The 24251-nt window shown below is 39.2% G+C and carries 19 protein-coding genes; 13 read left to right on the forward strand and 6 right to left on the reverse strand.

The genetic code is table 11. The annotated features are described in order from the left end of the window. Positions 1-18 precede the first annotated feature (18 nt). On the reverse strand, positions 19-1335 hold the full coding sequence (locus tag G7074_RS24335) for a nicotinamide mononucleotide adenylyltransferase (protein WP_124559975.1): 1317 nt from the start codon (positions 1333-1335) through the stop codon (positions 19-21). Between the two features lie 193 nt (positions 1336-1528). Next, positions 1529-1963, reverse strand: coding sequence for an Hsp20/alpha crystallin family protein (locus tag G7074_RS24340; protein ID WP_090763600.1), 435 nt, complete (start codon positions 1961-1963; stop codon positions 1529-1531). A gap of 69 nt (positions 1964-2032) precedes the next feature. Between G7074_RS24340 and G7074_RS24345 the strand changes: the two genes are divergently transcribed. Further along, positions 2033-2518 carry a thioesterase family protein gene (locus G7074_RS24345; protein WP_124559974.1) on the forward strand — a complete coding sequence of 162 codons (486 nt, stop codon included), beginning with the start codon at positions 2033-2035 and terminating at the stop codon, positions 2516-2518. 47 nt (positions 2519-2565) lie between these two features. Here G7074_RS24345 and G7074_RS24350 read toward each other — a convergent pair whose 3' ends face one another. Further along, the gene (locus G7074_RS24350) at positions 2566-3849 is read right to left on the reverse strand and encodes an FAD-binding oxidoreductase (RefSeq protein WP_240916401.1); all 1284 of its coding nucleotides are present in this window, start codon (positions 3847-3849) and stop codon (positions 2566-2568) included. A gap of 120 nt (positions 3850-3969) precedes the next feature. Then, entirely contained in the window at positions 3970-4338 is a 369-nt protein-coding gene (gene folB / locus G7074_RS24355) for a dihydroneopterin aldolase (RefSeq protein ID WP_124559972.1), read from the reverse strand. Between the two features lie 112 nt (positions 4339-4450). Here folB and G7074_RS24360 point away from each other — a divergent pair, with 112 nt between their 5' ends. The 7 genes from G7074_RS24360 (at position 4451) to G7074_RS24390 (ending at position 15293) form a co-directional block, all read left to right on the forward strand. Further along, positions 4451-5641, forward strand: coding sequence for an acyl-CoA dehydrogenase family protein (locus tag G7074_RS24360; protein ID WP_124559971.1), 1191 nt, complete (start codon positions 4451-4453; stop codon positions 5639-5641). A 2-nt stretch (positions 5642-5643) separates the two neighbouring features. Continuing rightward, a complete protein-coding gene (locus G7074_RS24365; protein WP_124559970.1) occupies positions 5644-8295 on the forward strand; it encodes a DUF3857 domain-containing protein in 2652 nt (883 codons plus the stop codon). After that, positions 8282-8662 carry an SRPBCC domain-containing protein gene (locus tag G7074_RS24370; RefSeq protein ID WP_124559969.1) on the forward strand — a complete coding sequence of 127 codons (381 nt, stop codon included), beginning with the start codon at positions 8282-8284 and terminating at the stop codon, positions 8660-8662. Before G7074_RS24365 ends, G7074_RS24370 begins: the two co-directional genes overlap by 14 nt. Before the next feature lie 601 nt (positions 8663-9263). Beyond that, the gene (locus tag G7074_RS24375) at positions 9264-9959 is read left to right on the forward strand and encodes an ABC transporter ATP-binding protein (RefSeq protein WP_124559968.1); all 696 of its coding nucleotides are present in this window, start codon (positions 9264-9266) and stop codon (positions 9957-9959) included. A gap of 12 nt (positions 9960-9971) precedes the next feature. Continuing rightward, entirely contained in the window at positions 9972-12464 is a 2493-nt protein-coding gene (locus G7074_RS24380) for a TonB-dependent siderophore receptor (RefSeq protein WP_124559967.1), read from the forward strand. Beyond that, positions 12464-13921, forward strand: coding sequence for a DUF3526 domain-containing protein (locus G7074_RS24385; protein WP_205944116.1), 1458 nt, complete (start codon positions 12464-12466; stop codon positions 13919-13921). Before G7074_RS24380 ends, G7074_RS24385 begins: the two co-directional genes overlap by 1 nt. Before the next feature lie 13 nt (positions 13922-13934). After that, positions 13935-15293, forward strand: coding sequence for a DUF3526 domain-containing protein (locus G7074_RS24390; RefSeq protein ID WP_124559965.1), 1359 nt, complete (start codon positions 13935-13937; stop codon positions 15291-15293). A 252-nt stretch (positions 15294-15545) separates the two neighbouring features. Here G7074_RS24390 and lysA read toward each other — a convergent pair whose 3' ends face one another. Both lysA and G7074_RS24400 read right to left on the reverse strand, forming a co-directional pair. Continuing rightward, positions 15546-16718, reverse strand: coding sequence for a diaminopimelate decarboxylase (gene lysA, locus G7074_RS24395; RefSeq protein ID WP_124559964.1), 1173 nt, complete (start codon positions 16716-16718; stop codon positions 15546-15548). Between the two features lie 318 nt (positions 16719-17036). Then, on the reverse strand, positions 17037-18350 hold the full coding sequence (locus G7074_RS24400; protein ID WP_124559963.1) for an aspartate kinase: 1314 nt from the start codon (positions 18348-18350) through the stop codon (positions 17037-17039). A 261-nt stretch (positions 18351-18611) separates the two neighbouring features. Between G7074_RS24400 and G7074_RS24405 the strand changes: the two genes are divergently transcribed. The 5 genes from G7074_RS24405 to G7074_RS24425 all read left to right on the forward strand — a co-directional run bounded on the left by G7074_RS24405 (position 18612) and on the right by G7074_RS24425 (position 24246). Beyond that, entirely contained in the window at positions 18612-20348 is a 1737-nt protein-coding gene (locus tag G7074_RS24405; RefSeq protein WP_124559962.1) for a phospho-sugar mutase, read from the forward strand. A 605-nt stretch (positions 20349-20953) separates the two neighbouring features. Then, entirely contained in the window at positions 20954-21325 is a 372-nt protein-coding gene (locus G7074_RS24410; RefSeq protein ID WP_124559961.1) for a hypothetical protein, read from the forward strand. Positions 21326-21497: 172 nt separating this feature from the next. Continuing rightward, complete coding sequence (locus tag G7074_RS24415) at positions 21498-22268, forward strand: MbnP family protein (RefSeq protein WP_166211821.1); 771 nt, start codon at positions 21498-21500, stop codon at positions 22266-22268. Further along, complete coding sequence (locus tag G7074_RS24420; RefSeq protein ID WP_233603874.1) at positions 22269-23306, forward strand: cytochrome-c peroxidase; 1038 nt, start codon at positions 22269-22271, stop codon at positions 23304-23306. Beyond that, a complete protein-coding gene (locus G7074_RS24425) occupies positions 23269-24246 on the forward strand; it encodes a transporter (RefSeq protein ID WP_124559959.1) in 978 nt (325 codons plus the stop codon). Before G7074_RS24420 ends, G7074_RS24425 begins: the two co-directional genes overlap by 38 nt. Positions 24247-24251: the final 5 nt, after the last annotated feature.

Genomic DNA, 24251 nt, shown 5'->3' on the forward strand with positions numbered 1-24251 from the left:
ATTTATAGTAAGCAGAAACTAAACCGTCTTCACTTCATTTTCAGCATAATCCTCAATATCCGTAATATAACCGTTTACCAGCAAGAAATCAAACAAAGGTTTGGCATCTGGCGTAACCGGCATATTGGTGGTATTAATTACCTGGTTAGTCTTTTTATCTAAGAACGGGTAAGCAAATAAACGCACGTTGGTATTAAACATATCGTTTACATAGCTCAATAACTGACCTGAGTAATTATCGCCTTTAAAATTCGACGAGTTGAATACAAATTTCAAGTTGTTGATGTTAGTGGCTAAGCCTACGCTTTTTGGCTTACAACGAGCCAGGTACTTAGCCAAACGGTTATGGCGCGTAAAGTTTGACACGATAACAATATTTCCGGTATCGCACATTTCCTGAGTTCGCTTCGCTACCGCAGCCAGGTCAATATCATCAGGAGTTTCGTGTGCATCGGTTAATACATTGGTGAGTAAAACCTCAATCATAACCGCAAGATTACCTTCTTCTACCTTATTGGTACGCTTAAACTGATCGGTTGCTTTATTAAACAAACTAAAGTTAGGTAACGATTTCTGACCGTATTTGGTCCTTAAAATCATGATATCTTTCTTGTACAACAGATCTTTTGCCTGACGAGGATGTGCATCTGCATCAAAAATTGCTGCTGCCGAGAAATCTTTCATAATCATGTACAGATTAAGCAAAATATTGTCGACACCTTCAAATGCAGGTCCTTTAACGGAAATTAAATCGATTTCTACCGAATCAATTGTTAAGTTATCGGCCAAAGATTCGACCATTAACTTAGGATCCTGGCAATGATAAAAGGCAGCATAAACCAGATTTACCCCAATAATACCCAAAACACGCTGTTGCATATTTACATCTGTATCGAGTAAACGAACGTGGAAAAAGATTTCGTTCGGTAAGCCTCCGGGTTCATTCTGAAAACAAATACCAACCCAACCATGCGGCTCGTTAGTACGTTTATAATTTAAGGTTGTTACCGTGTCGGCAAAGGCAAAAAAAGTACGGCTTTCATACTTCTCGCCCGATAAACGTTCGGTTAACAAGCCAAATTCGTGATCGAGCATTTGCAAAAGCCTGTTCTGACTAACATAACGGCCATTTGCCTCGGCACCGTAAATGGCATCACTAAAAGTCATATCGTAAGCCGACATGGTTTTAGCAACCGTTCCAGACGCTGCACCTGCATTAAAAAAGTTTCGCGAAACTTCCTGACCTGCACCTATTTCGGCAAAAGTGCCATAAATACGCGGGTCAAGGTTTATTTTAAGTGCTTTACGCTTCGTATCCAGAATTTCTCTCTCCATGCCGCAAAAGTACAAATTTTTGAGATTAAGCTAATTTTAAGTGTGTAACTTAAAATCAATCTAAATACTGAATTTTCTCCGTTGAACTCCCAAGAGTCATTTTTAAAAAAATAAGGTTAATGCCATCCAGCATTAACCTTATAAAACCTAAACTTAAACTATTATGAAAAACCCTCTTTCGAGAATATTTTATTTACGATACTACAATTTCTTTATGCTGTAATTTAGCATCGTCTTTTTTGCTGATGTTGATACTTAGAATACCATCTTTGTATTCGGCAGTAATTTTATCGCCATCGGCAGTATCTGGTAAATTGAATGATCTTGCAAATGAGCTGTAATCAAACTCTTTACGGGTAAAATCTTTAGCTACCTGAGTTTCGTCTTTTTTAACTTCTGCCCAAACAGAAAGCGTATCTTTTTTTAAATTGATTTGAAAATCTTCTTTCTTTAAACCTGGTGCAGCCAATTCAATCACGTAAGCAGTTTCATTTTCATGAATATTTACATTTGGCGATTTATCAACCGCTTTGTTTTTAGTTATCGCATCGCTAAACAATGAATCGAAAACATTGTTAAAGTAAGGAGCTGTGTTACGGGTTCTGTTGTTAAAATTTACAAGTGTCATATCTCTAATTTTTTATTTTTTTAATTTGATAATACACCATATTCAACTTACATACCAAACCATTTTTTTATGATTTTTAAGACATTTTGGCAAAAACAAAGCAAAACAAAAGACAAAACGTCAGTTTTAAGCGGTTTTTCAGACAAATTCAACTATAAAACTGATGTACCTTTGCGCTTTATCGACTTCGATATGATGGGACACGTAAACAATTCGGTGTATTTTACTTACCTCGAAATTGCCAGAAGCCAGTATTGGGAAGAAATCATTAAATGGGACTGGAAACAAACCGGAATTGTAATTGCCCACGCCGAACTGGATTACATTTTACCCATTGTAATGCATGATAAAATTGCTATTCATGTTAAAACATCAAGAATTGGGGATACCAGTTTTGATCTGGATTATCAGATTGTTAAACTGAAAGGAAATGAAGAGGTTATTTGCAGTCGGGGAAAAACAGTTTGTATTGCAATTGATTATGCCACCAAACGGCCAACAGCAATACCTGAAGCGGAAAAACAGAAAATGCTGAGTTTTGAGCAATTAACTTAAGTAATATCATCAGCTCCAGAATCTTATCCCGGAGCTGATGATAAAGATTAATCGGGCATTATTTTACCAGGATTTAAAATTCCTTTTGGATCGAAAACCTGCTTAATTCCACGCATTAAATTCAAATGGATTTCGGAATACTTGATTGGCATAAATTCTTTCTGCACCAAACCAATTCCATGTTCACCAGATAAAGTACCGCCCAGAGCTGTGGTGAGCTCGAAAATTTCGGCAATACCAGATTTAAGCTTGTTTTTCCAATCTTCATCGCTCATTCCGGCTTTTATAATATTTACGTGCAGGTTACCATCGCCGGCGTGCCCATAACAAACGCTTTCAAAACCATACCGGCCACCAATTTCCTTAATACCGTTTACCAGTTTAGGTAAAGCAGCACGGGGCACAACAGTATCTTCTTCTTTATAAACTGAATTCGATTTTACCGATTCGGCCATGGTTCTTCGCATACGCCAAAGCTCTTCTTTCTGGCTTGCAGTATCGGCAAACAAAACCTCTGTACACTTATGCTCTTCTAAAACGATATTTGTTTTCTCGCAGTTTTTAAAAATATCATCTAAATCATCGCCATCAAATTCAATCATGAGCAAAGCTGCAACATCATCTTTTAAATCAAACTTTATATCGTCGAATTTAATTACCCACTCCACTCCTTTTCGTTCCATAAACTCTAGGGCTGATGGCGTTACCCCAGCCCTAAAAATAGCTGAAACAGCTGCACAGGCATCTTCGTTGGTACTAAAAGAGCCCATCATCAATACCGATTGTGAGGGTTTAGGCAATAGCTTGGTTACAATTTTGGTTACTACACCCAAAGTACCTTCCGAACCGATCATGAGCTGGGTTAAATTATAGCCCGAAGCATATTTTAAGGTATTGGCACCTGTCCAGATGATATCGCCGTTAGGTAAAACTATCTCCAGGTTTAAAATATATTCGCGAATGGTACCATATTTTACTACACGTGGTCCACCCGAACCATGCGCCACATTACCGCCAATAAAACAAGAGCCCTTACTGCTTGGATCAACCGGATACAGCAAGCCTTTTTCGCCAACAGCATTGATAAATTCTTCGGTAATTACACCTGGCTCAACAGTAGCCTGCAGGTTTTCGGTATCAATATCTAAAATGGCTTTAAATTTTTCCATCGATAAAGAAACACCCCCATAAATAGGCAGAGCAGCACCGCTTAAACCTGTCCCACCACCGCGAGGCGTTACTGGCACATGATGGGCATTACAGATTTTTAAGAGGGCCGAAATTTCTTCGGGCGTGGTGGGTTTCACCACAACCTCGGGCTGGTAACGCAAATCTTCGGTTTCATCGTGACTGTAGTTCTGTAAACTTTCTATATCCGTAAAAACTTTATCCGCCCCATTGCTGAGGTGATTTCTGCTAAAATTTCGGTATTTATTTTGGTAAAATTCATTTTAATTGGCTGCTGAGTAACTAAGTTTAACAAAAGAATGGCCTATTTGTCCGGGCATTGGCGGATTAAGCTTTTTCATGCTTACCTCGATCTTTTCTACAAAAGGATAAATTTCGATTACTTTAGAAATGATGTTATTCAAAACGGTTTCCAACAGCTTTTGGGTATTTTTCATTTCGGCCCTGATAATGCTGTTCAGCTCTTCGTAATTCACTGTTTGCGCCAATTCATCATCAAATCCAACTGGTGTAAATTCGGTTGTTAAATCTATAATAAAATGATTTCCAGTTAATTGTTCTTCCGGATAATAGCCGTGCAAGGCAAAGCATTTTACATCTTTTAAAGCTACGGTTTGTTTTATTTGGCTCATCTATGTTTTGTATGTTGCAAAATTAAATTTTTATTCACGAATATAATGCCCATTGCCGTAAATTGTTACCTTTGAAATGAACCCAATTGCTTAACCAGATTAGTATATAACCATGAGCAAATCAGCAAAAAAAGACTTATACGAAGCACCAGACTATTATTTATTGGACGAATTGTTAACCGACGAGCATAAACTGATCCGTGCAACAGCGCGCGAATGGGTAAAAAAAGAAGTAAGCCCCATTATTGAAGATTATGCGCAAAAGGCCGAATTTCCCAAACATTTAATAAAAGGACTGGCCGACATAGGCGCTTTTGGCCCGACTATTCCCGTTGAATATGGTGGTGCGGGTTTAGATTATACCGCTTATGGTATTTTAATGCAGGAAATTGAGCGCGGCGATTCAGGAATCCGCTCTACTGCATCTGTTCAGGGTTCGTTAGTAATGTACCCGATTTATGCCTACGGCACTGAAGAACAGCGCAAAAAATACTTACCTAAACTGGCCAGCGGCGAAATGATGGGATGCTTTGGTTTAACGGAACCTGATCATGGTTCGAACCCGGGCGGCATGGTAACCAATATTAAAGATGCCGGAAGTCATTATGTTTTAAATGGAGCAAAAATGTGGATCAGCAATGCGCCATTTGCAGATATTGCAGTAGTATGGGCTAAGGATGAAGCAGGCAAAATCAGGGGAATGGTGGTTGAGCGCGGCATGGAAGGGTTTTCTACACCTGAAACGCACAACAAATGGAGTTTAAGAGCTTCGGCCACCGGCGAACTGGTGTTTGACAATGTGCAACTCCCGAAAGAAAATGTTTTCCCCGAAATAAGCGGGCTCAAAGGGCCTTTGGGTTGCTTAAACCAGGCACGTTACGGCATTGCATGGGGTGCATTAGGCGCAGCAATGGATTGTTACGATACTGCGCTACGTTATTCGAAAGAGCGGGTACAGTTTGGTAAACCGATTGGCGGTTTCCAGCTGCAACAAAAAAAACTGGCCGAAATGGTTACCGAAATTACCAAAGGACAGCTTTTGGTTTGGCGTTTGGGCACTTTAAAAAGTGAAAACCGCGCAACGGCCGAACAAATTTCGATGGCTAAAAGAAACAGTGTAGAAATTGCACTTGATATTGCCCGCAACGCCCGTCAAATGCTTGGCGGAATGGGAATTACAGGCGAGTATTCGATTATGCGCCACATGATGAACCTAGAATCGGTGGTTACCTACGAAGGTACACACGATATACATTTACTGATTACGGGAATGGATGTAACAGGATTAAACGCTTTTAAATAAAAATGATTAAAAAACTTACGCTCTCAATCTGCCTTCTACAAATGATGGTTGGCTTTGCCATTGCACAGAAAGGAAAAGTAGACATTAACCCGCAACTGCCTAATTGGTTACAGAAAGTAAATGTCATGAATAATAAGCCTGCTTATAAAAATATTCAGGACGGGTATTACCTTTTTCTTGTCGAAAAACAAAACAACCTCGAAAGTAAAGAGCAATATTCACATATCATCAGAGAAATCAGTAACAGTACCGGAGTTCAGAATGGATCCGAAATATCGGTTTCTTATGATCCCAGTTATGAAAAACTAATATTTCATCAACTCACGGTATGGCGCAACAATCAACCAATAAATAAACTTAGCTTACAAAATTTCAAAATCCTTCAGAACGAAAAAGAGCTTTCGAGATTCATATACAGCGGCCTATATACAGCTTACCTGATTTTGGATGACATTAGAAAGGGCGACCGCATAGAATATGCCTTTACCATACAGGGCGGCAATCCGGTGTTTCCAAAATATTCTAATACCATTTATTTTGAAGGAAACAGCCAGATTGTTAACGTATACAACAATCTCATTTTTAAGCCGGGCAGAACAATAAGAACAAAAAATTTCAACGCTGTTCCTCCCCTTAAAAAATCAATTGTTAATGGCTTAAATGTTTTCGAATGGCAAAACTCCATGACAAAAACCTATCCTGCTAATGATTTTGAGCCTTCTGATTATGATCCTTTCGCAAGAGTACAGGTGTCTGAGTACAACAGCTGGCAGGAAATTGTTGATTGGGGATTAAGTTTACAACAAAATTATTCGAAAAATTCTGCCATTATAAACGAAAAAGTTGCAGAATTAAAGCTCAAAGCAAAAGGAAATAAGGAAAAATACCTTGAGCTGGCAACCAGGTTTGTACAGGATGAGATCAGGTACATGGGCATCGAAATCGGTGAGTATTCCCATCGGCCAAACAGCCCTGAAAAAATATTAAAGCAACGCTATGGTGATTGCAAGGATAAATCTACCTTATTGTGCCAATTGCTAAAGGCGAATGGCATTAATGCTTATTCAGTATTCCTAAATACCTACCTAAAAAAGGAAACAGCTTCATTATTGCCCAGTCCTAATGTATTTAATCACGAAACGGTGCTTGTAGAATTTGAAGATAGAAAAATATACATCGACCCCACTGTTTCAAACCAGCGTGGCCCAATTTTAAACACCTATTTTCCTTATACGGCAAAGGTATTAGTTTTAAAAGAAGGTAATAAAGAACTAAGCGAAACCAAACAGGAAAATCTTGGCAAATTAAAATCGTTGGTGGTTTTTAATGTTGAAGACACTTCGTCGACCAATAAATCAACACTCACCATTACCAGCGAGTACTCGAATAATTATGCTGATAATTTTAGAGAAGAGCTGAATAACAGCGGTGCTGATAACATTGAAAAAACGTACATAAAATATTATTCAAACCTTTATCCTGGTTTAACGATAAAGGAACCGATTGAAATTAAGGATGATGAGGCTAAAAATATTGTTACCGTTACTGAACATTATGAAATAGACAGTTTATGGACGCGCAGTGAAAGCGATCACTCGAAGCGGATAGCTTACTTTTATGGCGATCTGATTAATGATCAGGTTATATCAATCAAGAAATTCAGGAATGCTCCACTCCTATTAAAATTCCCTTGTACCATCGAACAGGAGGTGAGGATTATCCTTCCCGAAGTTTGGAATTTTGAAGATGAAAACATTACAATAGACAATGATAACTATAGATTTTTATACACAGCCAACGCTAAGTATAATACTTTAACACTGACCTATTATTACCAAAACTTTAACGATTCTTTACAGCCAAACAGCATAAACGACTATATAAAAGACAGTAAAGAAATCCTCAACACCCTATCTTACAGCATTTACTGGAAGGGCGGTACTGCTGATGCTGAAAACAATGGACTAAATCTTCAACTACTCGCTGTTGCATTTTTGGTCTTTTTATTAACCACTTTTATTGCGATTTACGGCTACACCAGAAGAACAGCTTTCGACATCGAATCTATTAAAAATGCATGGAAATTAGGCGGTTGGTTGGTTATACCCGGCATCGGAATTACACTTAATCCACTTATTATTTTGGTTTCTGCAGTAAAAGAAAACCTCTATTCAAACAGGATTTGGGAAGGAATTCAATCAAGCCCACACTCATTCCTGCTTAATGCCAGTGTGATCTTTACCTTAGTATTTAATGTAATCTTGTTTGTTTTTAGCATGTTCATATTGGTTTCATTCTATAAGAGGCGGGATTTTTTTCCGAAATACTATATTATTTTCCTTATTTTTTCTTTTGCAGTAACCTTATTGGATACTGTTGGAAGTATTTACCTACATAAATTAATGAACAAGGAAGCTTTAAATCCTTCAGAATTTCTTTCTGTATTAAGAATTGGTATTTTTGCAGGCATTTGGATTGCTTATTTCCTCAAATCAGAACGTGTTAAACAAACCTTTGTGTTTTCTTATCCCGATAATGACTGGAGAAATGCTGTAATTAAGGATTTAAATGAAAACTTCAGGATTAGCAATCTCGAAAACAATATTACTAATACGCAAGAAACAATAGATATAGACGATCATGAAAGACTTTAAAAAATACACCTATATACCTGCCCCACCCGAAGAAGTTTATTTAGCGCTTACCAAAGAAACCAGCATTAAATTATGGACAGGTGCCGAGGTGGAGTTTGAAGAAGTACCCGGAACTGAATTTTCTTTCTGGGATGGTGATATTACCGGCAAAAACATTGAATTTGTGTATGCTAAGCAAATTGTACAGCAATGGTATTTTGGTGAAGAAAACGAGCCTTCAATCGTTACCATCAAACTGCACGAAGATAAAAAAGGCACCTCATTGGAATTTAAACAAACCAATATCCCCGATGAAGACTACGCCGATTTTACTGAAGGCATACAAGAATATTTTTTAGGTGGATTGGTCGATTTTTTTGATGAATAACGAATAAACTTACATACAAAAAATTTAGTAGCGGGTATTTTGTTCTAATTATACAGAAACAAACAATTACTTCTATACCTGCTCATATTTAAAAATTTTGCAACAAAGCTGCATTTATATTCTTTTTAAATGTAACTTTGTTGCGTTGAAGTCGCTACAGCATCCATACCGCAGCAAAATATTTTCCCGCATTTGGGCTTTACTGATATTGGTAATATTTGTAAACGCAACCCTGGTTGAATCACTTCATGACCATGGTGCAGAAAAAAGCAATACTGAAAATCAATACCTAAGTAAAGGACATCCGATAAAACAATTGAGTACACCAAAGTTAAAATGCAAACTTTGCGAGGTACTTAAACACAGAGCACACTTCTTCAATATCCCCTCTCCTACACCTCTGGCATTGCCTATTACGAAACCGGTATTTAAAACCGATGGTTATCTGTTTAAACATACTGTTGTTTTTATTTTATCGTGTAGCAACAAAGGCCCGCCAGCTCTAATTGCTTAAACTGCCATTTATGGCGGTTATCTCTTAATCAATCTATTCATTTCTTTTAATGTGCTGCCGCAAGGCCTGCACCTATACCCTTATTTTATGCTTCAAGCTATTTCTTTATCTAAGAATTATCAATCTTTTCGTGCCTTAAATCAGCTCAACTTAACAGTTAACCCGGGTGAAGTATATTGTTTACTCGGCCAAAACGGCGCCGGAAAAACCACTACAATTAACCTCTTCTTAGGTTTTATTGCGCCAACCGAAGGAAAAATACTGATCGATAATGTAGAAGTTTCACCATATGATAATCAGCGCCGCAAGCATCTGGCCTATATACCGGAAGTGGTGATGCTTTATGGCCATTTATCGGCTTTAGAAAACCTTGATTATTTTTCGAAACTGGCAGGTTTCAGCTACGGAAAAGAAACACTCGTTAATTTCCTAAGCCAGTGTGGCCTGGATACCAAAGCACACCACAAACATTTATCGGGCTTTAGCAAAGGCATGCGCCAGAAAGTGGGGATTGCCATTGCGCTTGCAAAAGATGCAAAGATCATTTTCATGGACGAACCTACCAGCGGGCTTGATCCAAAGGCCACCGAAGACTTTACCCAACTGGTAAAACAGCTGGCTAACGAGGGCAAATCGATCTTGATGGCTACGCACGATATTTTTAATGCGGTAAATGTAGGCTCACACATAGGTATTATGAAGCAGGGCGAACTGATCCATACACTCCAGGCCAGCGAAATCAGTGCAGCCGATCTCCAAAAACTGTATCTCCAAACCATTTAATACAATCATTTCATGAAATTGATATCCGCTATTTTTCGCATCATCTTTATTATTGTTTTGTTCCAATTTATCAGCTTCCACATTATGGCACAGGTTAAGGTAAGCGGCAAAGTAATTGATGCTAACCATCAGGCCATTAACAAGGCTAATATTAAATTTAAAAGTGGTAAAGACCAGTTGAATACCAGCACCGATTCGCTTGGTAATTTTGCTTTAATCCTGCCAAAAACAGCCAGTTATACACTTAGTGCAAGTGCAATTGGTTACACTGGCTTTACCAAAAATTATCTCATCAGTAACGACATTAATATTGAGCCGATAACACTACAGTCTTCAAATGAAGAATTGCAAACTGTTGAAGTGATAGGTACCAACAGCCGAAAATATTATGGCAATTATTCTTTTTCGGCTACTAAAACGGCCACTGCAAACAAAGATATTCCACAGGCTATTTCATCGGTTTCGAAAGAGTTAATGGCCGACAGGCAGGCAGCTGTGCTGGCCGACGCGGTAAAAAACATAACCAGTGTATCGCAAAGCAGTTATTACAACCAATTTGCTATCAGAGGAATTAATCAGAATGAAGAAGGTGCAATTATTAACGGGATGCGTACGCGTCAGTATTATTTCAATCAGCCTTTAACCAATAATCTCGAACGCATTGAAGTAATAAAAGGTCCGGCGAGCGCTACATTTTCGAGTGTAGACCCGGGTGGTAGTATTAACCTGGTAACTAAAAAGCCATTGACCGAAAACCGAAAAGAAGTGAGTATCTCGACTGGAAGCTTTAGCACGATACGTGGTGCACTAGATTTTACAGGCCCTTTAAATACAGATAAAACCCTGCTTTACCGGTTAAATATAGGCTATGAAGACGGTAAAAGCTTTAGGAATCTGCAATACAGAAAGGGTTATATCATTGCACCTTCGTTCTCCTACCGCCCATCAGACCGTACCAGTTTAAATGTTGAGGTGGTGATGAACAACAGCAATTCGCGGTTAGACAGAGGGCAGGCTATTTTTGGTGCCATTGCGGGGCAAACAGATTTGAACAGCACGCCCATTACCTTTAACATGGGCGCCAGCAACGATAGGTTTAATACCCAGGATTTGATGTTAATGACCAGTTTTTCGCATCAGCTTAGTAAAGGTATTGCATTTAATGCAGCATATATGAAACAAAACTGGAACGAAGACTTACTGGAACACAGAACAACCAATGCTTTTGGTGTTGATGAAAACAATCAGCCTATACCTACGTTGGCAGCTATGCGGGCAGTACAACGACAACAAAAATGGGGCACTGATAATTTGAGTACTTATTTCAGTATCAATACGCGCACTTTTAGTATTAGCCATAAGCTTGTAATTGGTTACGATAGGATTAACACACAGAAACTGAGAGGCGGAGGAGAAAATTCGGCTCAGGGTTACCGTTTAAAGGATGGCACAATTGCCACACGTTACGATCCTGCCAAAAAGGATTTATATCTTTTTAAAACCATAAACGGTGTTAATGCGCCAGTACCCAATGTAGAACATTTCAATCTGGCTAATCCGGCTTACACGCTTAAAAATTTAAGTGATTACACCTTTACTAAAACTGAAATTCCGCCATCCTATTATCTTGTTAATGGCATTTACGTGCAAGATCAGCTTACTTATGGCAAATTAACGCTTACCCTGGGTTTAAGGCAGGAATGGTACAAAGATTACAGCAATTACCAGCTGGCTACCGAAAAGAGAATTGCACAACACAAACTTTTGCCAAGAGCCGGAATTACCTATGCACTCAATCCAAACATCAATATTTATGCAACCTACCTCCAAGGTTACCAGCCACAAGGCAACACCTCTAGTCTGGTAATTATTCCGCCACCTGCAGGCACTAATTTCAAGCCTTTAGAGAGCGATCTCAGAGAAATTGGTGCAAAATCGGAATGGCTGAACAGGCGCTTAATGATAAATGTTGCGCTTTTCGAAATCAACCAGAAAAACCTGTTGATGAATGCAAACGACCCTTTAGATGTAAACCGTTTAGTTGAACGTGGTGCACAGCGAAGCCGGGGTTTCGAATTTGAAGCTTCGGGCCTTATTAGCGCCAACTGGCAATTTAATGCAGGTTATAGCTATATAGATGCTATTATTAAAGATGACTTTAATCCTCAGTTAATTGGTCAACGGGTGCAAAATACACCAAAGCACAGCGCCAGTTTATGGACGCGTTACAACCTTGAAACCCTAAAATTAAAAGGTATTGGCTTTGGTGCAGGTGTACAATATAGTGGCACCAAGCTTCCGCTTTACATCAGAGATTTCGAATTGCCAGCATACACGCTTTTTGATGCAGCTATTTATTATTCGCCTGTGGGCAGCAAGGTGCAATTGGCTGCAAACCTGAATAATATTTTAAACAAAACCTATTGGGTTGGTGCACAAAATTATTTACGCCTTTTTCCTGGTACCCCCAGAAACATCATGTTTAACGTAACCTACCGTATATAATGTCGAATATTATCACAACAATTGCCAAACAGACCTTTAAAGCAGCTTTTAGCACCAAAGCCACTATGGCCCTCATTATTCTACTGGGTTTATCGCTTTGTATGGCAACTTATGTAGGATGGCAAAATTACAAATCGCAGCAAAACCAGCGCCTGCATTATAAAGAATTGGTTAGGGCACAGTGGCTGGCGAAACCCGATAAACACCCGCACCGGATGGCGCATTACGGTTATCTGGCCTTTCGCGAAAAGCATGAACTGAGTTTTTTTGATTTCGGGATTGAAAGCTTTGCTGGTGTCAGTATTTTTCTGGAAGCACACAAGCAGAATACCGTTAATTTTAGCGAAGCCAGCTTTGCCAATGGCATGTTACGGTTCGGCGAAATCAGCGTAGCCATGGTATTGCAGCTTTTGGTTCCGCTGCTCATTTTCTTTTTAGGTTACAACAGCATCTCGGCCGAACGCGAATCGGGCACCTTGAAAATCTTACTTTGCCAAAATGTAAGCTGGAAGCAACTGCTGTGGGGCAAAACCATCGGCATTATTAGCGTCTGCTTATCTATTTTTTTACCGCTCATCTTACTCACCATTTTATTGTGGGCTTCTTTGAGCAATTGGCAAATTAATCCTGATTCGGGCCTCCGCCTGCTGTTGCTAATTTTGTGTTATTCGGTATATTTCTTTATCGTTTCGGCCATTACGGTTTTAGTATCCGCATATCACCAAAGTTCGCGGGCAGCATTAACCACCTTACTGGCCTGCTGGATTTTTTTTATGGTGATTATGCCCCGGGTTACACAAGCTATTGGAGATAAAATCCATCCTTCGCCTTCCAAAATAGAATTTGCCAATGCCATTTCTGCCGATATTAGCAAACAGGGTGACAGCCACAATCCTGATGATACCCATTATGCCTCCATTAAAGATTCTTTACTTAAAGCCTACCATGTAGATGATGTAAAAAAACTCCCATTCAACTATGGAGGCTATATCATGGCCGAAGGCGAAAAAATCAGTTCGAAAATATACAGCAATCACCAGCGCCTACTTAACGCAAATTTTGAAGAACAGAACCGTATAACCATGTTATCTGGTTTTCTGAATCCTTATTTATCCCTCAAAAATATTTCGATGGCACTTACGGCTTCAGACTTTAAAACCTTTGTCGATTTTCAAAACCAGGCAGAAGCCTACCGCTACCAGCTGGCGCAAAAAATGAACAAATTGCAGATCGATAAAATGAGTAACATTTCGCCGGGCAAAACTGATAAACCACTGGCCATTAGCCGATCCAACTGGGCACAACAACCCGATTTCAACTACAAATTTACCCGTTTAGGCACAGTACTGAAAAGCGAAATGCTGGCACTCACTTCATTATTATGTTGGTTAATGGCAGTAGTTGTAATGATTCAATGCACCGCCCGCTGGGTTAAAACTATCCCAAACCAAAATTAAACACTTGCTACAAATGAATAAAAGCATCTATACATTAGAATTTAAGCTGTTTTTCAGAAACACTTCTACATGGATTGGCATCATTATGCTAAGCTTTATGGGTTTTGCAGGCTTATACTTCGGCAAAACTTTCATCAAAAAACAGGAACAGGTAATTGAAAAAGCTGCAAGTTTGCAAAAGCAGCAAACCGCGCAAAATATATCGTATTTTGGCAAGGATATTGGCTTGTTTTTCTATCACAATAAATTTTCTGTGGCCAATCCACCTGGTACCTGGGCAGCCTTTGCTAACGGACAGCGCGATGTAAACCCCTATTTAATATCAGTAACAATGCTTGGCCTTGAAGGTCAGCTATATGATACAGACCTGAGTAATCCGTTAAGCCTGCTTTTAGGTAAAATGGATCTCAGTTTTGTGTTTATTTTTCTGTTTCCGCTGGTTATTATTGCTTTTAGTTACAATCTGCTGTCAGAACAAAAGGAAAGTGGTATTTGGCCGTTGTTAAATGCACAAATCGATAACACTTTTTTAATCATCTGGCGTAAGTTTTTGGTGAGGTTAATTGTAATTTTTCTTCTTGCAATAGTGCTTATGCTGGTAGCCGCTGTTTACCTGAAACTACCGTTTGATGCTACCTTTGCAGTAGTATTGGCTTTAATTCTACTCTATCTGACATTCTGGTTTGCTGTTTCATTTGTTGTTATTTCCATCAACAAATCGTCGAATTTTAACGCTTCAGTACTGATTGCCGTATGGGTGCTATTGTGTATTGTGGTTCCGGCAAGCTTAAATCTATTGCTCACCAAAAAATACCCGGTGCCTGAGGCCTTACAAAATGTGATTAATCAGCGTGAAGGTTACCATGAAAAATGGGACATGGACAAATCAGTAACCATGATACCCTTTTTTAAGCATTACCCTGAATTGAAAAAATATCCTTTCCCGGATGCGAAAACCTTTAGCTGGTACTGGTATTATGGCATGCAGCAAATGGGCGATGATGCAGCTGTAGCAAGTCGTTTGTTAATTGAAAAAAAGCTGGCCTCGCGACAATACTTTACCGAAGTAGTTGCGTTATTTTTCCCAAGCATACAAATGCAATTGGGTGTTAATGTGCTTGCAGGTACTGACTTGGATAGCCACTTAGATTTTCAGCAGGCCATTAGAAAGTATCATGAATCAGTAAGATTGCATTTTTACCCAGCCATTTTCACCAGTGCTGAGCTTAAAAATACAGATATAGAAACTTACAAATTAGAAAAACACACCCCTCAAAATGTTCCTGCTATCTGGATTAACTTATTATCGATAACCACATTAACTGTGATTTTAGCCGGATTGGGTTATTTTTCCTTAAAAAGGAGAATTTAGTCTCACCTTGGATTGTTATCCTGAGTCTGTCAAAGGACTAGCATAAACATATGCAAAAAACACTTCGACAAGCTACCATTGACAGGCCCAATAGAAGATTCGTCATCTCGACTGAAGCGCAGCGAAATGGAGAGATCTTTAAATAGATTTCTCGGCTACGTTGTACTTCGCTCGAAATGACGACTCCGAAGGGGCTGTAACTAATATTGATTTTTATCCAATAAATTAAGCCTCAGGGTGACAAACTTAGTTTTATATCTCGGTACTATAAACCGATCTGATGGCGTCGCGCAAATTGTATTTAGAAGCCATAACCTCACCATAAGCACCTGCGCTACGGATAGCAAAAATATCACCCCTGAACGACTCAGGTTGCTCAACCTCTTTACCAAAACAATCGGTACTCTCGCAAATTGGCCCTACGATATCGTACTTAAATAAGCCTGGAGTTTGGACCTTGGAGTTTGGGGTTTGAGATAAGTTCTCTATTTTGTGATAAGCCTGGTACAATGCCGGACGCATCAATTCAGTCATACCTGCATCTAACACCACAAAATTCTTTTTCTTACCTTTTTTGATGTATAAAGCACGTGTAATTAACGAAGCTGATTGTCCAACCAATGCCCTACCCAGTTCGAAATGTACTTCCTGGCCGGCTTTAACTTCTAAAAATTCATTGAAAATTTTAAAGTAGGCTTCAAAGTCAGGAATCTGGTTATCAGGATTGTGATAATCAATACCCAAACCACCACCAACGTTTAAAACTTTTAGGGTAAAGCCTTTATCTTCAAACCAGGTTGCAAACTCATTTACACGAACGCAAAGGTTTTTATAAACATCTAAATTGGTAATCTGCGAACCAATGTGGAAGTGGATTCCAATGAATTTTAAGTTAGCAGAAGCTTTTAACGTTTCAGCACATTCAGGTAAATCCCACGAGTTGATACCGAATTTATTTTCATCCAAACCAGTTGTAATGTTGTGGTGTGTGTGCGCATCTACATTCGGGTTGATACGGATAGCTACCTGAGCCGTTTTACCCTTTTTAGCAGCCAATTCGTTTAACACTTCCAGTTCCTGGATCGACTCTACATTGAAGCAAAAAATATCAAGATCAAGTGCTTCGTTTATTTCCTTATCTGATTTACCCACTCCGGCAAAAACAATCTTACCGGCTTCAAACCCTACTTCAACGGCCCTTCTCACCTCGCCTGCACTCACGCAATCGGCACCGAAACCAATACCTTTAATCTGTTCAAGCAAAACAGCATTGAAGTTGGCCTTCAACGCGTAATGAATGTGAAACTTGTACGGAGCAGCAGCATCTGCGCAGGTGCGCAAAGTTTTCTGCAACAACTCAGTATCATAATAGTAAAAAGGTGTTTCTATATTGTTAAACTTTGATATATCTTTATCGGCGAACATGTTCAAATTCCTTATTATAATTTTAATTTTATTCTTTGGGCTGGTATATATAGGTAACTACCTCGATTTAAAGCACGGAAGAATTACCCATAAACAATACAATGGCAAAATTCGGTTTTTTATCGTTTTACTGCTCATTGTATTATTTCTCATATTTATCAAAAAATGAAGATAGCAGCAGCCCTATTTATTGTGCTTATCCTTTCGCTTGGCTTATTTAACTCTTGCAAAAAGTATAAAAACGGACTATTACCAGCAAGCTTTCTGGCGGTTCATTTCCTTATCGGATTGCTCGTAATAGCCGGTGCGTTTTTTCTCTTATTCGAATAAACGGTTGTGCAGGCTTCTTAAAGCTTCTGTTTTATATTCGCTTAAAATTAAAAGCGAAACGTTGTAATTGCTGCCACCGTAAGAAATCATGCGGATTGGAATGTGTTTTAAACCTTCCAAAACCCTACTTGCAAAACCATGTTTTTCAGAACCGAAATCGCCTACAACACATACAATACTGTGGTCGGTATCTACTTCTACCGTTCCGAAACTTTCCAGTTCTTCGATAATCTGTGGTAAATGAGCAGTTTCATCAATCGTTAACGATACGGCCACCTCAGAAGTGGTAATCATATCGATTGGTGTTTTATAGCGTTCAAATACTTCGAAAACCCTGCGCAAGAAACCATAAGCCAATAACATACGACTCGATTGGATACGGATTGCCGTAATACCATCTTTGGCTGCAATTGATTTGATTTTGCCTTTTTCACTATCGTGCGTAATTAAAGTACCGGCAGCGGCTGGCTCCATGGTATTTAACAAACGAACCGGAATTTTATATTTCTGTGCCGGAAAAACCGACTGAGGGTGTAAAATTTTCGCACCAAAGTAAGCTAACTCGGCCGCTTCATCAAATGATAACTGGGCAATTGGCTTAGTTCCTTTCACAATACGTGGATCGTTGTTGTGCATTCCGTCAATATCCGTCCAGATTTGAACTTCTTCGGCCAGAATTGCAGCACCCAATAACGATGCAGTGTAATCACTTCCACCACGGCGCAGGTTATCTACTTCGCCGAAACTGTTGCGGCAAATGTAACCCTGGGTAATAAACAGCTTGTTATCTTTATGCTGTTCCAATAATGGCATTAAATGTTTGGTGGTAAAAGGAATATCCGGTTCGTTATCCTCATCCGTTTTCATAAAATCTAAAGCCGGCAGCAATACCGATGGTACGCCGATAGATTTTAAATAGATGTGGTATAAAGTTGTAGATAACAATTCGCCTTGCGCCAAAACAACTTTTTCTTCAATTGAAGTAAAAAGGTCGTTAGCCAAACCAGCTAAAAAGCCAAAGTGGTAATCAATTACTTCATTTCCCTGCTCCTGAAATTCGGCAGCCGGCAAAAGTTCTATTACAAAGGTTTTATATTTTTGGTAAAGGTTTTCAACGCACTCGCTTCCCTTCTTCTTATCACCAGCTAAAAAATGATTTGCAATTTCTACTAAACTGTTTGTGGTACCAGACACAGCTGATAGCACCACAATCTGCTCTTCATTTGGATTAATGATATCCAATAATTTCGTCATGCGCTCGGGACTACCTACAGAAGTACCCCCAAATTTTAATATTTTCATCTAGTTCTTTGTTGTTTTTTCCAGCGAAAAAGCAGCGGTAACTTCTAAGTTTACAACTATTTTAAAAAAGTTACAGTCTACCCACTTTAATACCGGATTTTCTTTATTATTGTATCGGGGCGTGAAAATAAGCAAAACAAGCTTAAAAGCAACATCCTCAACAAAATAAAATTTGGATGAATGAAAATAAATGGGTTTTTAGCCAAACTTCATCCATCAAAATTTGTTCAATACCAGATATTAAATTTAAAAAACAGCTCAATGCAAGCAATTGATCAATCAACGCAAGCCACAATTAATCAGTGGTTAAGTGGAAATTATGATGAGAATACCAAGGCCGAAATTCAGGCTCTTGTTGATAAAGATGCAACTACCGAATTAACAGATGCCTTTTATAAAAGTTTAGAGTTTGGTACCGGTGGTTTACGAGGTATTATGGGGGCTGGTTCAAACCGCATTAACAAATATACCATTGGTACAGCTACACAGGGCTTGGCCAACTATTTAAACAATAAATACCCTAACGAAAAAATTAAAGTTTCCATTGCGCACGATAGCCGCAACAATTCTGACTATTTTGCTAAAATTACTGCCGATGTTTTCTCAGCAAATGGCATTCACGTTTATTTCTTCTCTGCATTAAGGCCAACTCCCGAATTGTCTTTCGCAGTGCGTCATTTCGGCTGCAAAAGCGGTGTGATGTTAACCGCATCGCACAATCCGAAAGAGTATAATGGCTACAAAGCTTATGGTGCTGATGGTGGCCAGTTTACTTCTCCTGATGATAAGCTAGTAATTGATGAGGTAAATAAAATCAAAAGCATTGATGAGGTTAAATTTGACCGCGTAGATGCAAACATCGAATTAATTGGTGAAAATGTAGATAAACTGTATCTGGATGGTATTACTGCCTTGTCGATCTCGCCAGCAGCCATTAAAAGACAGCACGATTTAAAAATTGTGTTCTCTCCTATCCACGGAACCGGTATTACCCTGGTACCGAAAGCACTTGAGCAATTTGGTTTTACCAATGTAACGGTGGTTGAAGAACAAAGCAAACCGGATGGAAATTTCCCTACGGTTGTTTATCCAAACCCTGAGGAAAAAGAAGCCCTTACTTTGGCCATGAACAAGGCGAAAGAAATCGATGCCGATTTGGTTTTAGCTACCGACCCTGATGCCGACCGCGTGGGTATTGCCGTGAAAGACAATAATGACGAGTGGGTATTATTAAACGGTAACCAAACCGGTTGTTTATTAATTAACTATTTATTATCTGCCTGGCAGGAAAGCGGAAAACTGGATGGCAATCAATTTATCGTGAAAACAATTGTTACCTCTAACCTGATTGAGGAAATTGCCAAAAAGAAAAACGTAACCTACTACAATACTTTAACCGGCTTTAAATATATCGGCCAGTTAATGACTGAACTGGAAGGTAAAAAATACTTTATTGGCGGTGGCGAAGAAAGCTATGGTTACCTGATTGGCGATTTGGTACGCGACAAAGATGCGGTAGTTTCTGCAGCGTTTATTGCCGAAATGACCGCTTATTATAAAGATAAAGGTGCCAGCCTATACAATGCTTTGTTAGATATGTATGTAGAGTACGACCTTTATAAAGAAGACCTGGTATCCTTAACCAAAAAAGGAAAAACCGGTGCTGAAGAAATTAAAGCCATGATGGTTAAATTCAGAGAGAACCCTCCTGCCAGCCTTGGTGGTTCTAAAGTTTCGGTACTTAAAGATTACGAATTAAGTCAGGAAACGGATTTAGCTACTGGTAAGGTGACCAAACTGGATTACCCAACCTCTGATGTTTTACAGTTTATTACTGCCGATGGAAGCATTGTTTCTGCCCGTCCGAGTGGTACCGAACCAAAAATTAAGTTCTACTGCAGTGTAAACGCACCTTTAGCCGATAGAAAAGATTTCGAAAAAGTAAATACGGCTTTGGGCGATAAAATTAAAGCGGTAATGACTGATTTGCAGGCATAAAAAAAATTAATTTAGATAAAGTGCTAGCCTTTCAGGCGGCGATAAACACAGATGAATAGTTTTTCATCTGTGTTTTTTGTTTAAGCCGTATTAATGTTTGGCCACAGATGTACAGATTATCACTGAGAAATAACGATAAAATGACAGGAGAATTTTCTGTGTGCTCTGTGAATCCGTGGCAAAAAAACAAATGCACATCTGCGACTGGTTAGCCAAAGATGCACCGATTAATGCGGAGGAATAGCGATAAAATGAAAGGGAAATTTTCTGTGTGCTCTGTGAATCCGTGGCAGAAAAACACATGTAAATCTGCTACTGGTTAGCCACAGATGCACCGATTAACACTGAGAAATAATGATAAAATGACACGAGATTTTCTGTGTACTCTGTGGATCCGTGGCAAAAAAAACATATATGCATCTGCGACTGGTTAGCCACAGATGCACCGATTAACACTGAGAAATAAAGATAAAATGACACGAGATTTTCTGTGTGCTCTGTGAATCCGTGGTAGAAAAAACATATGTTCATCTGCGACTGAATAATTCAATCTGTTTTTTCTTTGCTGCAACCAATTTCTTTAATACTTTTGCAGCTCAATACCCATGTTCAAAAGAATTCTGATATATCTTTTAGTAATCTGTACAATTTCCAATTGCTACATGCAGTTAATTGTGTACTCGGGTTACCAAATGAATAAAGAATATATTACGAGTGTATTTTGTATTAACAATGCTCACCCTGAGCTACATTGCGATGGTCAGTGTTTCCTGGCTAAAAAATTAAAAGATTTAGATGGTAAGAACAAGCAGGCACAAGAAAACCTGAAACGGGTTGTTGAGGCCGAACCAGGCTTTAAGCTTGTTGTACTTAACCATACTATCCCATTCTTTATCATAAAATCAGAAAGTGGTTATCTGGAAAAACCAGTTAAAGACCTTTCTATTTCTATTTTTCATCCACCGAAAACGGTTTAAGTATTTTTTAATTCGCGGTTTTTGTTTGTCATGCTGAGCGCAACGAAGCATCTCATTAAGAACGGCCAAATCTGTTATTCCATGTAATATTAATTTCTGCCAATTATTCCAGAGATTCTTCATTGCATTCAGAATGACAGTAACATTTTTTTACTTATCCAATTTTCTTAAAATGAAATTAACAACATACTTATTGACATTATTGTGCCCTGCCCTACTTTTAACTTCCTGCAAAAAAGACAACAATGAAACCGCTACAGAAACTAAATCAAATTTCACTATCGAGTTCGACAACCAGGTAAACGGAAGTACTTTAGTTTTAAATACTGCAACTTACAAAAATGCTAAGGGCGAAGATTTTAAAATCAATGTATTTAAATACTACGTTAGCAATATTAAATTAAGCAAAGCCGATGGCAGCAGCTATCTTATTCCGGAAAGCTACTTTTTAATCGATGCTTCAAAAGCAGAATCTACAAACATTACCTTAAAAGATGTACCAACCGGCGATTATACCAAAATCGAATATACCATTGGTGTAGATTATGCCCGTAATTTTGCAGGAGCCCAAACGGGTGCTTTAGATCCAATAAATGGCATGTTCTGGACCTGGAACAGTGGTTATATCTTTGTGAAACTGGAAGGTACATCTCCACAATCTATAGCGGCAAACAATGCACTTACCTTTCATATTGGCGGTGTAGTTGACCCAAACAACACCATCAGAACATTTGCTACCGAAATTAATGCAGCCAATCCACTTCGCGTTAGAACAGACAGTAAACCCAAAATGCACTTTATTGTAAATGCTGCAGCTTTGTTTACCGGTAAAACCGATGTTAGTTTTGCTGCATTGAACTTTACAATGGGTGGGCCAAATTCGGTAATTGTGGCAAATAATTATGCCAGTGGATTATTCCGTTTAGATCATATCCACAATTAAATGCTGAGGAAAACAACCGTCTTCGCAATGCTTGTTTTAAGCATTGCGTTGATGTATGCCTGCAGTAAGAACGAGGATGAGGCAATTCCGCAAGAAACTAAAATTGCTTTCAGCGTTCCTTCAAATTTCCCTGCTCCGGCATACAATTTCGAAGATAACAAGCTAACCAATGCTGGTTTTGCATTGGGCAAGAAACTATTTTATGATGCCCGCTTATCGGCAGATAAAAGTGTTTCGTGCGGGAGCTGTCACCAGCAATTTGCGGCTTTTACGCAACTCGATCATAAAGTAAGTCATGGCGTAAACAATTGTCAGGGCAAGCGCAATACGCCGCCTCTGGTTAATCTGGCCTGGCAAAAAGCGTTCTTCTGGGATGGTGGTGTAAAAAACATCGAAACTTCGCCGTTAAATGCCATCACCGATGCCTGCGAAATGGGTACAGATATCCAAACCATCGTTGCTTTTTTAAAAGCCACCGCGCCATATCCCGATATGTTTAAACAGGCATTTGGTTCAACTGAGATCAATTCGCAACTGATACTGAAATCCATTACCCAGTTTACCGCCATGCTGGTTTCGGCCAATTCAAAATACGATCAGGTAATGCGCAAAGAAGGTGGCGCTGCTTTTACGGCGACCGAGCAGGCTGGTTATACGCTTTTTAAAGAAAAGTGCAGTTCTTGTCATGCCGAACCTTTTTTCACCGATTTGTCTTATCGCAGCAACGGTTTAGATTTGGTGAGCGCTGATGAGGGCCGGTCGCATATTAGCAGCGTAAAGACTGACTTTGGCAAATTCCGTGTGCCTACGCTACGTAATATCGAATATACCAGCCCTTACATGCACGATGGCCGTTTTTACAGTCTTGATGAAGTACTAAACCACTACGATTCTGGCGTAAAAGCAGCCGAAAACCTGGATGCTTCCTTAAAAAACGGCATCCGGTTAAATAGCTCAGAAAAAGAGCAGATTAAAGCATTTTTAAAAACATTAACAGATCATGAGTTTATCAAAAATACACTATTTAGCGAATCGTAAATTATTCATTCTAGCTTTCCTGCTGTTAGGCAGTAAGGCTTTTGCATGCGATATTTGTGGCTGTTTTATGGGCATTACCCCCTATTACAACCGCAATAGCATTAGCCTGCTATACCGCTACCGCTCATTTAACGGTTACGAAGGGCAATCACATTCGCTGTTTCCAAACGGTGGAAAATTCTTTATTCCGGCCCGTAGCCAGGATTCACCAATTACCGGCCATGCAGGTAATCCGAACGACTACGAATTATACCGCTCGCTGGAAGTGAGAGGTAAATATTTTATTGGCAACAGATTAGAAGTGAATGCTATTTTGCCTTATGTCTCTAATAGCGAGCGTTATAATGGCTATACCTCAACCATTGGTGGTGTAGGCGACATCAACGTATATGCTGGTTATCATCTGGTGCAAAAGCTTGATGCCAACTTTAAACAACAGCTTATTGCAGGTGCCGGAATTAAATTGCCTACCGGAAAAAATGATTTCAAAAATTCAGCCGGTATCCGTTATTCTTCGCTTATGCAGGCCGGAACCGGCAGTACCGATGGTTTTATTTACCTGAACTACCTCGTTGGCCTGGGTAAATTTGGCGCAAGTTTAAATACATCTTACAAGGTAAATGGCACCAACAGTCGCGATGAGGGAATTGCCAACAGTACAACTAGTTTCCTTAACATTTTCTATAAACAAAGCATTGGCAAAGATTGGCAGGTTATGCCTTCGGCACAGTTCTTTTACGAGTATTCGGCCGGCGAAAAATACAAAGGACAAAAAACTGGTGAACACGTAATGAACAATTTAATGGGCGGTATAGGTGCAGATATCTTTTATAAAAACGTTGCATTAAATATCGGGGTTCAGAAAAATATCTGGGAAGCCGAAACCGACCACCCGATGAGTGCCGGCAAGGCTTACGTTGGACTTACTTATAATTTTTAATCCAT

This window comes from Pedobacter sp. HDW13 (assembly GCF_011303555.1).
Lineage (GTDB): Bacteria > Bacteroidota > Bacteroidia > Sphingobacteriales > Sphingobacteriaceae > Pedobacter.

What these genes read in the sequence shown, in the direction of transcription:
- G7074_RS24335 (WP_124559975.1), bottom strand. Translation starts at nt 1,335, where the DNA reads ATGGAGAGAGAAATTCTGGATACGAAGCGTAAAGCACTTAAAATAAAC.
- G7074_RS24340 (WP_090763600.1), bottom strand. Translation starts at nt 1,963, where the DNA reads ATGACACTTGTAAATTTTAACAACAGAACCCGTAACACAGCTCCTTAC.
- G7074_RS24345 (WP_124559974.1), top strand. Translation starts at nt 2,033, where the DNA reads ATGATTTTTAAGACATTTTGGCAAAAACAAAGCAAAACAAAAGACAAA.
- folB (WP_124559972.1), bottom strand. Translation starts at nt 4,338, where the DNA reads ATGAGCCAAATAAAACAAACCGTAGCTTTAAAAGATGTAAAATGCTTT.
- G7074_RS24360 (WP_124559971.1), top strand. Translation starts at nt 4,451, where the DNA reads ATGAGCAAATCAGCAAAAAAAGACTTATACGAAGCACCAGACTATTAT.
- G7074_RS24365 (WP_124559970.1), top strand. Translation starts at nt 5,644, where the DNA reads ATGATTAAAAAACTTACGCTCTCAATCTGCCTTCTACAAATGATGGTT.
- G7074_RS24370 (WP_124559969.1), top strand. Translation starts at nt 8,282, where the DNA reads ATGAAAGACTTTAAAAAATACACCTATATACCTGCCCCACCCGAAGAA.
- G7074_RS24375 (WP_124559968.1), top strand. Translation starts at nt 9,264, where the DNA reads ATGCTTCAAGCTATTTCTTTATCTAAGAATTATCAATCTTTTCGTGCC.
- G7074_RS24380 (WP_124559967.1), top strand. Translation starts at nt 9,972, where the DNA reads ATGAAATTGATATCCGCTATTTTTCGCATCATCTTTATTATTGTTTTG.
- G7074_RS24385 (WP_205944116.1), top strand. Translation starts at nt 12,464, where the DNA reads ATGTCGAATATTATCACAACAATTGCCAAACAGACCTTTAAAGCAGCT.
- G7074_RS24390 (WP_124559965.1), top strand. Translation starts at nt 13,935, where the DNA reads ATGAATAAAAGCATCTATACATTAGAATTTAAGCTGTTTTTCAGAAAC.
- lysA (WP_124559964.1), bottom strand. Translation starts at nt 16,718, where the DNA reads ATGTTCGCCGATAAAGATATATCAAAGTTTAACAATATAGAAACACCT.
- G7074_RS24400 (WP_124559963.1), bottom strand. Translation starts at nt 18,350, where the DNA reads ATGAAAATATTAAAATTTGGGGGTACTTCTGTAGGTAGTCCCGAGCGC.
- G7074_RS24405 (WP_124559962.1), top strand. Translation starts at nt 18,612, where the DNA reads ATGCAAGCAATTGATCAATCAACGCAAGCCACAATTAATCAGTGGTTA.
- G7074_RS24410 (WP_124559961.1), top strand. Translation starts at nt 20,954, where the DNA reads ATGTTCAAAAGAATTCTGATATATCTTTTAGTAATCTGTACAATTTCC.
- G7074_RS24415 (WP_166211821.1), top strand. Translation starts at nt 21,498, where the DNA reads ATGAAATTAACAACATACTTATTGACATTATTGTGCCCTGCCCTACTT.
- G7074_RS24420 (WP_233603874.1), top strand. Translation starts at nt 22,269, where the DNA reads ATGCTGAGGAAAACAACCGTCTTCGCAATGCTTGTTTTAAGCATTGCG.
- G7074_RS24425 (WP_124559959.1), top strand. Translation starts at nt 23,269, where the DNA reads ATGAGTTTATCAAAAATACACTATTTAGCGAATCGTAAATTATTCATT.